A 13,593-nucleotide genomic window follows, 5' to 3' on the forward strand; every position below is an offset into this window, starting at 1 on the left:
GCCGGAGGCACCCTAGGCATCCTGATCCCGCCCTCGATCATCATGGTTGTCTATGGAATTCTCACACAGACCAATATCGGAGACCTGTTCATCGCGGGCGTGATCCCCGGCTTGCTCGGGCTCGGGTTCTACATGCTGGTCATCCGGTTCGTCGCTGCGCGAAACCCCAGCCATGCGCCGCAGGGCGAAAGAACGCCCTGGCCCGAAAAACTGCAGGCCCTCTCGGGGATATGGCCTTTCCTGCTGCTATTTGGTCTGATTATCGGCGGACTTTATGCCAAACTGTTCACCCCGACCGAAGCCGCAGGCATGGGTGCGGGCCTTGCGATCCTGATCGCAACCTTTCACGGACGCCTGACGTGGAAAGTCCTGCGCAGGGTAATCATCGACACGGCCTATACGTCAGTCTCACTCTATACAGTTCTGTTCGGCGCGCTGATGCTGTCCAAGCTTCTGACCCTGTCAGGGCTGGCGGCGGGGGTCCTCGCTTTGGTGCAATCTACCGGACTTGAAGGCTACGCCTTGATATTCGTCATCTTGCTCGTGTTCCTCGTGCTGGGATGCGTGATGGATTCAATGGCAATTATCCTGATCTTCGTTCCGCTCTTTGCACCCATCGTGGTCGCGCAGGGGTTCGATCTGGTCTGGTTCGGTATCATTGTGATCGTCGTCACTGAAATTGCCTTGATTACACCGCCTGTCGGGATGAACGTCTTTGTTTTGAAAGCAGTGCTGCCGGATGTTCCGGTTGTACGGATATTCAAAGGGCTCATTCCCTTCATCACGGTAGATATCGTTCGCTTGGCGCTTTTGGTTGCTTTCCCGGCGATCACGCTTTGGCTTGGAACAACAGTTGGCTAGCGAAAACTGAATGTTCCGCGGTACGGATTCAATCAACGGGCGCAGGTGAATAGCGCCCGTCGATTTCATTTGTTGCACGCTTGGTCGAGCAGCCGGTCCGCGACGCGGTCAAGCACTTCCGGCACGATCACACTGGATTGAGAGCATACCTTGAATAGCAGCACTGTAGAATGTGGTTCACATCGACGGCCTCGCTTATATCGAGCACCTGCAAAAGCCTCGACACTGGGCGGGACGAGTGCTGATGCGAACTGATCGATCATCGGTTGGTGTTTAAAAGATCGTGTTCGATCGCATGGAATCTTAATATTTTGACAGACCGCCAGTTCTCCGTTTCAGGAGGACGGTGGTCCCAGACGAAATCGCCTGTGGTTAGATTCTCCAATTTATGAAACGGCGTAAAGATTCCGTTGAGCACTGCCACTGATTTTGCAAAATTTTCTCCTCTGATCTTGAGGCGAAGCGGTCGACAGGGCGACAAGAAACCTGAGAAATCAAGCGCCACGCAGTGAAACATATCACGGTGCGCAGCTATCGTGTTCACAAGTTGTCAAGGCATCTTTGTGCCTGCGTGACAGCATCAGACCAAACCTCAAAACAAGATGGTCGTGACAAGCAAGTTATCAGTGCTCTTTGATGGAGGCATCATTCCGACCATGTCTGCACGAGCGATAAACAGCCGCCGCATGTATAGGATTGCAGGAAAGAAAGCGCCCAGATAACTTGATTGACCCAGAATCGCGAGGCCATAGGATGGTTTACCTGCGCCGCGTCCCACGAGTTGCCAAACTGGGCGGCATCGCGTGCTGAAACGACCTGTGACTTTTGCCCCACGATATGTGCAGTCGAGAAGCGCTGATCCACAAGCTGATCAATGATGCGGATGCGCCGCCTGCCGGACGGCGCTGTCAAAGTCTACAAGCGCTGCAACCTAAATGCCGTTTTGCTTTGGTTGTGAGAAAACAAGTCGGGAAGTGGCGGGAAAATGGGACGTGGACGGATTGTGCCAACTTCACCAATCGTCTAAACGTCGGTGCGCGCCGCAGGCCCCTTAGCTCAACTGGATAGAGCAGTCGACTTCTAATCGACAGGTTGAGGGTTCGAGTCCTTCAGGGGTCGCGCCGTGAGCAAGAGACCAACGCTAAGGCGAAATCACGTGTTTCGTTTGCCTTGGTGTTCTGATTCTCTGGGTGGCGGAACCGGACAAATTTGTGACGGGCGTCTTGTTCCGCGCCTTCAGTAATCTGCATCTTGATCCGCATTCTGCGCTGCTACGGGTATCTATCGAAACGGATACATCCACAGCCGGTAATCATCGATCAGCACCTGCGCCTGCGCGCGTTCCTGGGCGGTGAGCTTGGGTGTGAGATCGGCCAGGCTTTGCGGTGCGTCCACATCGCCGCCTATTGCCGATAGGGCATACCACAGATAGGCTCTGACCAGATCGGGCGCTGGTAGGCCGCGACCGGTTTCATAATACCACCCGATACCGGACTGTGCCCCCGCATGCCCTTTCATCGACGCTCGCAGATACCACTCAAAGGCCCGTGCGTCATCACGCGGCACACCAAGTCCCATGGCATACATGACCCCGATCAGTTCTTCGGCATCGGCGTTGCCGGACCGCGCGTAGATCTCGAACGCGGCACGGGCCTGTTCGAATTTTCCCGCCTCCATCAGGTTGCGGGCCTGTTCCAAATCTGCGCGCGCCGGCGTGGCAAGCAGCAGGCACAGCCCACAAGCGGCGCAGATTGCCTGACGAAAGTCCGACATTTTGCTGCCCAGTGTCATACGGCGGTTTTCCTTGTTCTTGCGGGCGCAATCCCGGCCGCAGCACAGGCGATTTCACCTGATGATTACATCCCCGTTGACGCGGATCAAGCACGTATCGGGCAGCTTTTATTTTATGACAAGATACTGTCAGGCAACAGGAATATTTCCTGCGGGACCTGCCACCACCATGATTTCGCAGGTGGCGACGGCCTGTCACTGGGGATCGGCGAAGGCGGCACTGGCGTTGGCCCCGAACGCATCGCCGGCACCGGGCCTGACAGAATTCGCAAACGGATCCCCCGCAACGCGCCAGGTCTTTGGAATTTGGGCCATCAATCTATCCGGCTCTTGTTTCACGACGGGCGACTGTCACGGTCTGATCTTTACGGAAACGGCTTTGACAGCCCGGCCGAGGAATGGTTGCCGAAAGGGCTTGATAATCTGTTGGCCGCACAGGCGCTTTTCCCGATGGTCGCCCAGTTTGAAATGGCCGGAAACCCCCGTGAAAACGAAATAGCGGGGGCAATTCACGACCGGGTAGATGCTGCATGGCCGATTATCGCCAAACGGGTGCGCACGATCCCGGAATATGGCAATATGTTCGTGCAGGCCTTTGATCATATCGACGATCCCAGCGATGTGACCATTGTCGAGATCGGCAATGCGCTGGGGGCCTTCATCGCATCTGAATGGCAATCGTTTGACAGCCCTTATGACAGGTGGCTGACCGGCACGCCCCTTCCTGCGGATGCCGAACGGGGGCGTCAGCTTTTCCTGAACACGCGCTGCGCCTCTTGCCATGCAGGACCATTGTTTACCGATCAGGCATTTCACGCGCTTGGGCTGCCCGCCTTTGGCCCCGGGCGCACCCGGCGGTTTGATCCGATGCCGCGTGATGTGGGGCGAATGGGGGAAACCGACGTGGTGTCAGATGCTTACAGGTTCCGGACGCCGTCACTGCGCAATGTGGCCCTGACGGCGCCCTACGGGCATAACGGCGCCTTTCCCACACTGACGGCGATTATCCGCCACCACAGCGACCCTGCAGCATCACGCGCTGCATGGACCCCGGACCTGGCAGACCTGCCGGATGCCCCATGGCTTGCCGCAACGGATTTCGCCATTCAGGCAGACACCCGCGAAATGGCCCGCCAGCAACTGGTCATTGACCTGCGGCCACTGACGCTAAGCGATACTGATATCGGCGATCTGGTCGCGTTTCTGCATGCGCTGACGGGCGATACCGCGCTGACGCGTCCCTTGGGCCGCCCAGCGACAGTTCCCAGCGGCCTTCCCGTGGATTAGCCGTTGCGGATCAGCACACCCAGATCCGCCACATTGGTGCCCGTGGCGCCAGTGATCAACAAATCACCCGCCAGCGCCAGCGCCGCATAGCTGTCATTATTGGCCAACAGCGCGCCCAGATTTCCGCCCGCCGCCGCGATCCGGTCCAGAGTGCCCTGATCGACAAGACCGCCTGCCGCCTCTGTTGGCCCGTCACGCCCGTCAGTGCCGCCTTGCAGGCAGGTCCAGTTGGTCCAGCCGCGCGATGCGGCCTCTTGCGCGATCCACAGCGCCAATTCCTGATTGCGCCCGCCGCGCCCGGCACCGCGCAGTTGCACGGTCGTTTCCCCGCCCCAAAGGGTGATACCCGGACCCGCCGCGTCGCAGATCAGACGGGCCGCATCGCGCACGTCACCTTCGACCGGGGCACCGATCACATGGGCGCCAGATACCGCCGCCGCCATCGCCGCCACGCTCTGGCTGTTCGAGCCGATCAAGATATTGGTGGCCTTAGGCAAATCAACCGCCGGCCGGTGCGCCATCAAATGGTCGCGCACCGCCTGCGGCACCTGTTCCCACAGACCCCGCGCCTGCAATAGCGCCATCGCATCCTGTGCCGTGCCGATCGGGGCGACCGTTGGTCCGCTGGCAATCACCGAAAGATCATCGCCCACCACATCCGACAGGATCAGCGCCGTCACCGGATGTGGCGCGGCCTGCCGCAGAAAACCGCCGCCCTTGAGGTCGGACAACTGTTGCCGGATCAGGTTCATGCAGGTGATATCAAGGCCGGATGCCAGCAGCAGCGCATTGACCCGTTGTTTATCCGCCAGTGTCAGCGGCGCGGCGGGTGCAGGCAACAAGGCCGAACCGCCCCCCGATATCAGCGCCAGCACCGGGCCACCTGCGGCGCGCAAACCGGCAATCACCGCCTTTGCGGCCTGCGCGCCATTTTCATCGGGCACAGGGTGGCCAGCGGCAAATACCGTGGCCCCATCAATAGGTTCTGCATTTTCGTAGTTCGTCACGACGATACAGGGTGCGTCGGGAAACCGGGCCAACGCCGCCTGTGCCATCAGCCCTGCCGCCTTGCCTACTGCAACGATCAGCGCAGGTCGCGCGATTCCATCATCCAGTGCGGCGGACACCGCCGCAACCGGGTCTGCCGCCGCGACACCGGCTTGAAAAATTCGCAACGCCTGCCCACGGCTGTCGTTCATGATGTATTCCTGTCTTTTCGGTTCTTGGTTTTGCCGCGCAAGTCCCACTAGCGAAGTTGCGCTACGGGCAGACCGCTCGGCAGCGCGTCCGGCACACCCAGCCTGCCGGTCATGGCCGCAGGATCGGTCAGCGCATCGAGAAAGGCGACCAATGCGGTGATATCCTCCGCGCTCAGGTCTACGCGATATTGGGCCGCTGCGGCAATCGCATCGCTACCTTCCAACTCGCGTGCATCATCGACCGGCAGGTCTGGCAGGACAGCCGCCGCCAGATCATATCTTTTCAATGCAGGAACAGGGTCAGCGTGGGCTTGCACAAAGGCACGCAGATCGCGGTGCGCCCCCGCATGACCATAGGGCGCGGTCAGCGCAACATTGCGCAGCGACGGTGTGCGAAAAGCATAAAGATCATCCGCGTTGCCGGTGACGCGAAACCGGCCTTCGTCGCGGGTGTGGGTTTCAAACCGCGCGGCCTTGCCCGGACCGATCTGGGGGGCACCCATGGCGTGAAAATCATGGTCCGTCAAAAACGGGCCGCTGTGGCAAGACGCGCAGCCCGCATCGCCGTAAAACAGCATCATGCCTGTCGCGGCAGGTTCCGGCAGCCGCGCCTGTCCGCGCAAGACGGCATCGAACGGCGTCGTATCCGATCGCCATTCATACGCGACAAAAGCCGCAATCGCGTTGGAAATATCTGCGAAATCAATCTGATCGGGAATATCCAGATGATCGTAGACGGCGGTAAAAGCATCCGCATATGCGGGAATATCCGCAACGCGGCGCGCAATGATATCCCATGCGCCGCCCGGCCCGGTGATCACGCCGCGCCGCACGGCAGCGGCGACATCGTTTTCACTGTAATGTCCGGCCATTTCATCCGGGCTTAGCACGGGAAACATCGTCTGCGCCGATAAAAGCGAGGCGAATCCGCTGACCATATCGTCATCCAACGGGGTGCGCAGGCCGCCGGGGCGAGCGGGGTCCACTTCAATCCGGCCATCGTGGAACATCACAGTGAATTCATGCGCACCCAGATTAAACAAGGCTGGCGCGTTCCGCGGGATACGCTGTTCCGGCATGTTGGCGGGGTCGGCAATGCGATCAGGGCCAAGCCCAATACCCCCGTCACCGATGCCTAGCGACAGGCCATCGCCCGTGCCCAAATCGGGATGATGGCAGGTCGCGCAGGATACCTCGCGATTGCCCGACAGGATGGGATCGTAAAACAGTTTCTGGCCCAGCAATGCCTCTTCCAACCGGACAGGCGCGAAATCCGCATCGCTCAGCGGCGCGGGCAAATCCTCTGCGGCCGCAGCCCCGCCCCAGATTACCAGCACTGTCGTTTTGGTCCAGCCCGTCATCGTCTGCCTTGCATCCTGTTTGTTCGCCAAAGCCGTATCACAGCAGCAAGACATGACAAACTGCCAAAGGCTGGATGCACTATTTTTCAACCTTCTTGCGGATCCGCTCGACCATCAGCCAGACAAGCGCCAGCACGACGGGCGTGGCAATGGCAGCCATCCCCGTTTTGGAAATGTCGAAAGTCTTTTCCAGCGGACCGGTCATGTAAAGCACCAGGTTGACGGCATAGTAACTGATCGCCACAACAGATAGCCCTTCGACCGTGCGTTGCAGGCGCAATTGCAGGTCGGCGCGGCGGTCCATGCTGGTCAGTAGTTCCTGGTTCTGGGCGGATCGTTCAACATCGACCCTGGTGCGCAACAGATCACCCGCACGGATGGCACGGTCTGACATGGCTTGCAGGCGCGCCTCGGTCGATTTGACGGTGCGCATGGCGGGGTCAAAGCGGCGCATCATGAATTCGGCAAATGTCTGCCGCCCGCCGAAACGGGTTTCGCGCAGTACGCTGATACGCTGGTGTACGATTGTTTCATAGGCCCCTGTCGCACCGAACCGAAACGCCGACTGTGCCACGATGTTTTCCAGCTCTGCCGACACTTCCAGCAAGGATTGCAGGACAACGGCGGGTTCCGCGATGGGTCCGCACATGTCGCCCAAAAGCCGTGTCAGCGTAGTGTCGATCGCGGCCATCTGCGGGCCCAGCGCGCGGGCGCGTGACAGGCCCAGCATCGACATTGCCTTGTAGGTCTCGATCTCGCACAGGCGCTGGACCACGCGCCCCACCCTGCGGCGTCCCGTGCCCGGGCGGGCGAAAAGCGCAAAGCGCATGTGCCCCGTCGGATCGATACGAAAATCGCCCGCAATGACCAGGTCGTCTTCCAGCACGCGACTGATGGCCAGGCTTTCGGGCACGAACCAGTCGTTGACCTTGTCGTTGATGCCTTCGTCACCGTCTGCCACCTCGATCCGGATCAGGGCGGATGTTACGCGCGTGCCCGGGGCCGCAGCCAGCCAATCTTCGGGAAAAACGGCAAAGGTGGCAGCGTCAAAGGGCCGTTCTGCCAGCCCCTGGCCAAAGATCGTATAGGTCACGAATTCAGTGTGGCTTTCCCATTTCAGGGTGTGTTTGCCGATCTGACCGAAATAATGTGTCGCGTCGGGCTGCGGGTGCTGCGCACCGAACCTGTCCAGCAGGTCAATCAAATGGGCACGATCAGCGGCACGGTCACGGCCTGCGGCATTCTTGGCTGGCTTAATCGCGAGATAGGCCGCCCGGCTGGGTATTTCTACGATCGGAAAAGGCCGCGCGTGCAACTCGTTGGCCATCGCGTAACGCAGGGGATGATCGGCAATCGGGGGCATCTGGCCAGCCTTTGCAAAAGGGTCTGACGCATAAACTAGCGGTCTTTTTCAAAGTGTAAATAAAAAACTGCTAATTTACAAAAGGTTAGCAGCACACAGCTGTATACCATGTGCCGCTGACAAGTTCAGATTACCACCACGTCCAGTGGAGGGAAGCCATTGAAACATACCGACGAATAGGTCGAAGTATAGGCACCGGTGTTGCGGATCAGCACCCGGTCGCCGGATTTCAGGCTGTGCGGCAACTGCACCGGGCGCTTTTCATAAAGCACATCGGCGCTGTCGCAGCTTGGACCGGCGAGGATGCAAGGGCCCATGTCGTCGCCATCGCGGTCGGTTTCGAACTGATAGCGGATCGCCTCGCCCTCGGTTTCGGCCAGACCGGAAAAGCGCCCGATATCCAGATAGACCCAGCGGTGCATGTCTCGGTCGGATTTGCGGCTGACCAGCATCACCTCGGATACGATCACGCCAGCCTCGGCCACCATGCCGCGGCCGGGTTCGGCCATGATTTTTGCCACGCCGCAAAAACGGGCCTCGACCATGTCGATCACCTTGGCTGCATAGGCGGTGGGCGCATCGATCTCTTCACCGTAGAAGGCGGGAAAGCCACCGCCGATGTTGATCAGCGACAAGGCGTGACCGGCGGCAATCGCATCGTTCCAGATGATCGACATTGCGTCCAGCGTGGGTGCCCACATGGCCGCCTGACGGGTCTGGCTGCCAACGTGGAAAGAAAAGCCGACAGGGTTCAGGCCAAGTGATTTGGCATAGTCCAACAGGCGCAACGCCGTGTCGCGGTCGCACCCGAACTTGCGCGACAACGGCCAGTCGGCCTCGCTGACTTCGACGATCAGGCGGATGTAGACGGACACGCCGGGGGCGTTCGCCGCAATCTTTTCCAACTCTTCCTCGGCGTCGGCGGCGAAGAGAGTAATCCCTTCGGCGTAGGCCCACGCGATATCGGATGCGCGCTTGATGGTATTGCCAAAAGATACTTCGGAGGGGTCCGCACCTTCGTTCAGGCACAGAGCGATTTCGGCGCGCGACGCAGCGTCGAAATGCGATCCAAGATCCACCAGCCGCGCAATGATTTCGCGGGCCGGGTTCGCCTTGACGGCATAGTGGATGTCGGCACGACCCAACCCGGCGCGCAGCGCGCCGAACTGTTCGGACACGCGATCAAGGTCCATGACCAGCGTCGGCTTATCAAAGCTGCGCGACGCGACATAGCTGTCGAGGCGGGATTGTGTGGCAAAAGAAAAAGGTGCCGCGTGCGGCGCAAAGTGTACAGTCATGGGTCATCTCCTGTAGACCCGGCCATAACGGATTCATACCGCCTCAGACCGCTCAGTTCCAAAAGAGACGTTACCGTCGCTACGTAAACACGTGTGATGACTGTCACCGGCCAGAGGCGCGTGCGTTGGCGTCTATAAATGCGCATTTGGGGCAAGTCGGGATTCGATGCAAGGGGTTTTTTTCCACAAAATTCCACTGGCGGAAATCATGGCTGAGCGCGACCAAATATTAAGGGAAATACCGTTTATTTTCAACGCCCTGCATATACGTCATGTCTTGTATGAAATCGTTGCATATTCGCACGTATCCTAAGGGGCCAAAACCGCATCAGCGTGCCTGTTCGCGGTGGACCTTGGCGGCATGTATCGGATACTGCACTTCATATGGCCCGCACGATCCTGTTCAACAAACCTTTCGGCGTCCTGTCGCAATTCACCGATGCGCGCAGCCCGTCACCGCGCCCGACCTTGTCGGCCTATATTGACGTGCCCGGGGTTTACCCCGCAGGGCGGCTGGACCGCGACAGCGAAGGCCTTTTGGTGCTGACCGATGACGGGCGCCTGCAGGCACAGATCGCCGATCCGCGCCAAAAGATGGCCAAGACCTATCTGGTGCAGGTCGAGGGCACGCCGGCTGATGCCGATCTGCAACCGCTGCGTGACGGTGTGATGCTAAAGGACGGGTCGACCCGGCCTGCGCAAGTTCGCCTGATTGCCCCCCCAGACCTGTGGGAACGCGACCCACCGGTGCGGTTTCGCAAATCCGTCCCCGATACATGGCTGGAGATCACGATCCGCGAAGGCCGTAACAGGCAGGTTCGACGGATGACCGCGTACATCGGCTTTCCTACCCTGCGGCTGGTACGCTCGCAGGTCGGAGAGTGGTCGGTGAACAGTATCGCGCCCGGCCAATGGCGCGACGCCTGATTGCTGCTTTGTGATTTGCCAATACTCTTTGCCGCCATACCTTCGCTATAATGGGCCAGGAAAGTTGCCCGAACCAGCAGGAGAACGCGCTATGAACCGGATGACGGCCAAAGATTTCAATCAGGAACTTCTCGATCTTTACGACTACTACGCGCATGGCAATATCAGCAAACGCGAGTTTCTTGACAAGGCGGGCAAGTTCGCCGTTGGCGGGGTGACGGCGGCGGCGCTGCTGACCATGCTGAGCCCGAATTATGCGCTGGCCGAACAGGTGTCATTCAACGACCCCGATATCGTGCCCGAATATATCACTTATCCTTCCCCCAATGGGCATGGCGACGTGCGCGGTTATCTGGTCAAACCTGCGAATGCAACGGGCCCCCTGCCCGCCGTGTTGGTGGTGCATGAAAACCGCGGCCTGAATCCTTATATCGAGGATGTCGCGCGACGCGTGGCCAAGGCAGGGTTCATGGCGCTGGCGCCTGATGGTCTGACCTCGGTCGGGGGCTATCCGGGCAACGACGCTGAAGGGCGCGAACTGCAAAGCACCGTGGATGGTGAAAAGCTGATGAATGACTTTTTCGCGGGCTTTGAGCACCTGATGGGTCGCGCCGACAGCACCGGGCGCGTGGGCGCTGTGGGTTTTTGTTATGGCGGCGGTGTGTGCAACGCGCTGGCTGTGGCCTATCCTGAAATGGCAGCGTCGGTCCCATTCTATGGCCGTCAGGCCGCAGCCGAGGATGTTCCGAAAATTCAGGCACCGCTGCTGCTGCAATATGCCGAACTGGACGAACGGATCAACGCAGGCTGGCCCGCATACGAGGCCGCCTTGCGGGAACACGGCAAGACCTATGAGGCGCATATCTATGCGGGCGTGAACCACGGCTTCCATAACGACAGCACCCCGCGCTATGACGAAGCGGCGGCGGAACTGGCGTGGGATCGCACGATCGACTGGTTCAACCGCTATCTGACATAGGGCAAAGTAAGGTGGGTCTCGACCCACCTTACCCCTGAACAGCGTATTATTTTTCGATTTGCACTTTTCAAAGCGCTTTCAATCCCCCTTAGTCGTCACATGACATTACGACCAAGGACCGCCTGTTGATGCCGAAAGACACGTTACACCTGCCCAGCGCCGATGAATTTGGTGCGGCCATCCAGCACCACCTCAAATCTTCGCTGGGCAAAGACCCCGCCCACGCGTCCGCATATGACTGGCGCATCGCGCTGTCGCTGGCTGTCCGCGACCATGTGGTTGATCCGTGGTTCGAAAGCACCCGCGCCACCTATGCCGCCAAGGGCAAACGGGTTTATTATCTGTCGATGGAATTCCTGATCGGGCGACTGATCGAGGATGTAACCACCAATCTTGGGCTGGAAGGTATCGCCGCCGATGCCATGGCTGCACTTGGTCAGGATTACCACGCGCTGGTCGTCACTGAACCGGATGCGGCACTTGGCAACGGCGGTCTGGGTCGGTTGGCGGCCTGTTTTCTGGACAGCCTGTCCACCCTGGGCATTCCCGCTTATGGCTATGGCATCCGCTATGAACACGGCCTGTTCGAGCAGCATTTTCATGACGGGCGCCAGATTGAAACCGCCGAAGGCTGGCTAAAAGAACGGCATGTCTGGGAATTTGAACGCCCTGAAGTGCGCTATCACATCGGTTTTGGCGGCCATGTGGACGACCACGACGGCACGGCGATATGGCACCCCCATGAAACCGTGATCGCGCAAGCCTACGACACACCGGTTGTCGGCTGGCAGGCCAAATGGGTGAATACCCTGCGGCTGTGGGCCGCGCTGCCAACCGTGCATTTCGACCTCGCCGCCTTCAACAGGGGCGACTACATCGGAGCATCCGCCCCAGAGGCGCTGGCGCGGACGCTGTCACGGGTTCTGTACCCTGACGATACGACGGGTGAAGGCAAGGCGTTGCGGCTCAAACAGGAATATTTTTTTACCGCCGCGTCATTGCAAGACCTCCTGCGTCGCTTCAAGTCTGAAGGGTATACTATTGAAACCCTTGCAGATCACGTCGCGATCCAGTTGAACGACACGCACCCCGCGCTGGCCGGGCCGGAACTGATCCGCCTGCTGGTGGACGACCATGGGCTGGACATTGACGCGGCCATCCCCCTTGCCCGCGACTGCCTGGGCTACACCAACCACACCCTGCTGCCCGAGGCACTGGAACGCTGGCACGAGGATATGTTTCGCGACATCCTGCCGCGGCATCATCAGATCATCTGCCATATCCACGACCAGACCGTCGCGGCGAATGGCACGCATATCCTTGACCATGGCACAGTGAAAATGGGCGAACTGGCCTTTGTCATGGCGCATAAGGTCAACGGGGTGTCGGCGCTGCACAGTGAACTGGTCAAACAGACGGTCTTTGCCGACCTGCACCGCGCCTATCCCGACCGGATCATCAACCAGACCAACGGGATCACCCCGCGCCGCTGGCTGCATGGCGCCAATCCGGCGCTGTCGGGGCTAGTAAGTGACACCATCGGCACCGCCTGGATCAGCGATCTGGAACAACTGAAAGAGCTGGGGCCGCATATCAGCGACCCTGCGTTTCAGGCGGCCTTTGGTCAAGCCAAGCGTAACAACAAGGCGCGCCTGTCCGACTGGCTGCAAGACCGTGACGGCGCAATCCTGAACCCTGACGCGATGTTCGACATTCAGATCAAGCGCATCCATGAATACAAGCGCCAGCTTCTGAACATCCTCGAAACCATCGCGCTTTGGAACGACATGCATGATGCGCCCAACGCCGACTGGACCCCGCGGGTCAAGATATTCGGCGGCAAGGCGGCGCCGGGCTATGCGATGGCAAAATCCATCATCTACCTGATCAACTGCGTGGCGCGGACAGTGAACAACGATCCCGTCACCCGCGACTGGTTGCAGGTCGTCTATCCTGAAAACTACAACGTCTCGATGGCGGAAATGCTGATCCCGGCCTGCGATCTGTCGGAACAGATCTCGACGGCGGGCAAAGAGGCGTCAGGCACCGGCAACATGAAACTGTCACTGAACGGCGCGCTGACAATTGGCACGCTGGACGGGGCCAATGTGGAAATCCGCGACCATGTTGGGGCTGACAATTTCTATCTTTTCGGCCTGACCGCCGCTCAGGTCCGCGCCCGCCGCGAAGAACACGACCACGCCCGCCGCGCGATTGACGCCAGTCCCCGCCTGACCCGCGTGCTGGGGCAGATCGCCAACGGTGTCTTTTCAAACGGGGATGCGCCCTTTGGCGATATTCTGGGCATGCTTTATGATCACGATTATTTCCTCGTGACCGCTGATTTCGATGAATATTTTGACACGCAGCGGCAGATTGACCAAGATTACAAGGACCAGACGACATGGGTCCGCAAGGCCGCGCTGAACACCGCCCGCATGGGTTGGTTCAGTTCCGACCGTACGATTGCGGGCTATGCCAGCGATATCTGGCGCGCAAAGTCCTTGCTTTGAGCGAACGGGGGGAA

General features: G+C 59.4%; 10 protein-coding genes and 1 tRNA gene. 6 read left to right on the plus strand and 5 right to left on the minus strand.

Annotated features, from left to right (window positions below):
• The coding region (locus tag ACTG4B_RS09775) for a TRAP transporter large permease (RefSeq protein WP_439155513.1) at positions 1–861 on the plus strand (861 nt) is incomplete at its 5' end.
• A 1,045-nt stretch (positions 862–1,906) separates the two neighbouring features.
• Positions 1,907–1,980: transfer RNA gene (locus ACTG4B_RS09780), tRNA-Arg, on the plus strand.
• A 162-nt stretch (positions 1,981–2,142) separates the two neighbouring features.
• Here the strand turns inward: ACTG4B_RS09780 and ACTG4B_RS09785 are convergent.
• Positions 2,143–2,538, minus strand: coding sequence for a tetratricopeptide repeat protein (locus ACTG4B_RS09785; RefSeq protein ID WP_439155514.1), 396 nt, complete (start codon positions 2,536–2,538; stop codon positions 2,143–2,145).
• A gap of 144 nt (positions 2,539–2,682) precedes the next feature.
• On the opposite strand from ACTG4B_RS09785, the gene ACTG4B_RS09790 reads away from it, so the two are divergent.
• Positions 2,683–3,939: a cytochrome-c peroxidase gene (locus ACTG4B_RS09790; protein ID WP_439155552.1), complete on the plus strand. Its 1,257-nt coding sequence runs from the start codon at positions 2,683–2,685 to the stop codon at positions 3,937–3,939.
• Here the strand turns inward: ACTG4B_RS09790 and ACTG4B_RS09795 are convergent.
• The 4 genes from ACTG4B_RS09795 to ACTG4B_RS09810 all read right to left on the minus strand — a co-directional run bounded on the left by ACTG4B_RS09795 (position 3,936) and on the right by ACTG4B_RS09810 (position 9,160).
• The gene (locus ACTG4B_RS09795; RefSeq protein WP_439155515.1) at positions 3,936–5,138 is read right to left on the minus strand and encodes a glycerate kinase type-2 family protein; all 1,203 of its coding nucleotides are present in this window, start codon (positions 5,136–5,138) and stop codon (positions 3,936–3,938) included. The genes ACTG4B_RS09790 and ACTG4B_RS09795 overlap by 4 nt on opposite strands.
• A 47-nt stretch (positions 5,139–5,185) precedes the next feature.
• Positions 5,186–6,499: a cytochrome-c peroxidase gene (locus ACTG4B_RS09800; RefSeq protein ID WP_439155516.1), complete on the minus strand. Its 1,314-nt coding sequence runs from the start codon at positions 6,497–6,499 to the stop codon at positions 5,186–5,188.
• Between the two features lie 79 nt (positions 6,500–6,578).
• Positions 6,579–7,862: a DUF3422 family protein gene (locus tag ACTG4B_RS09805; protein WP_439155517.1), complete on the minus strand. Its 1,284-nt coding sequence runs from the start codon at positions 7,860–7,862 to the stop codon at positions 6,579–6,581.
• Between the two features lie 125 nt (positions 7,863–7,987).
• Positions 7,988–9,160, minus strand: coding sequence for a type III PLP-dependent enzyme (locus ACTG4B_RS09810; RefSeq protein WP_439155518.1), 1,173 nt, complete (start codon positions 9,158–9,160; stop codon positions 7,988–7,990).
• A gap of 384 nt (positions 9,161–9,544) precedes the next feature.
• Between ACTG4B_RS09810 and ACTG4B_RS09815 the strand changes: the two genes are divergently transcribed.
• The 3 genes from ACTG4B_RS09815 (at position 9,545) to ACTG4B_RS09825 (ending at position 13,579) form a co-directional block, all read left to right on the plus strand.
• Positions 9,545–10,087 carry a pseudouridine synthase gene (locus ACTG4B_RS09815; RefSeq protein ID WP_439155519.1) on the plus strand — a complete coding sequence of 181 codons (543 nt, stop codon included), beginning with the start codon at positions 9,545–9,547 and terminating at the stop codon, positions 10,085–10,087.
• 91 nt (positions 10,088–10,178) lie between these two features.
• Entirely contained in the window at positions 10,179–11,066 is an 888-nt protein-coding gene (gene yghX / locus ACTG4B_RS09820) for a YghX family hydrolase (RefSeq protein WP_439155520.1), read from the plus strand.
• A gap of 128 nt (positions 11,067–11,194) precedes the next feature.
• Positions 11,195–13,579, plus strand: a complete 2,385-nt coding sequence (locus ACTG4B_RS09825) for a glycogen/starch/alpha-glucan phosphorylase (RefSeq protein WP_439155521.1) — start codon at positions 11,195–11,197, stop codon at positions 13,577–13,579.
• Positions 13,580–13,593 lie beyond the last annotated feature (14 nt).

This window comes from Yoonia sp. (assembly GCF_965660735.1).
Classification (GTDB): Bacteria; Pseudomonadota; Alphaproteobacteria; order Rhodobacterales; family Rhodobacteraceae; genus Yoonia.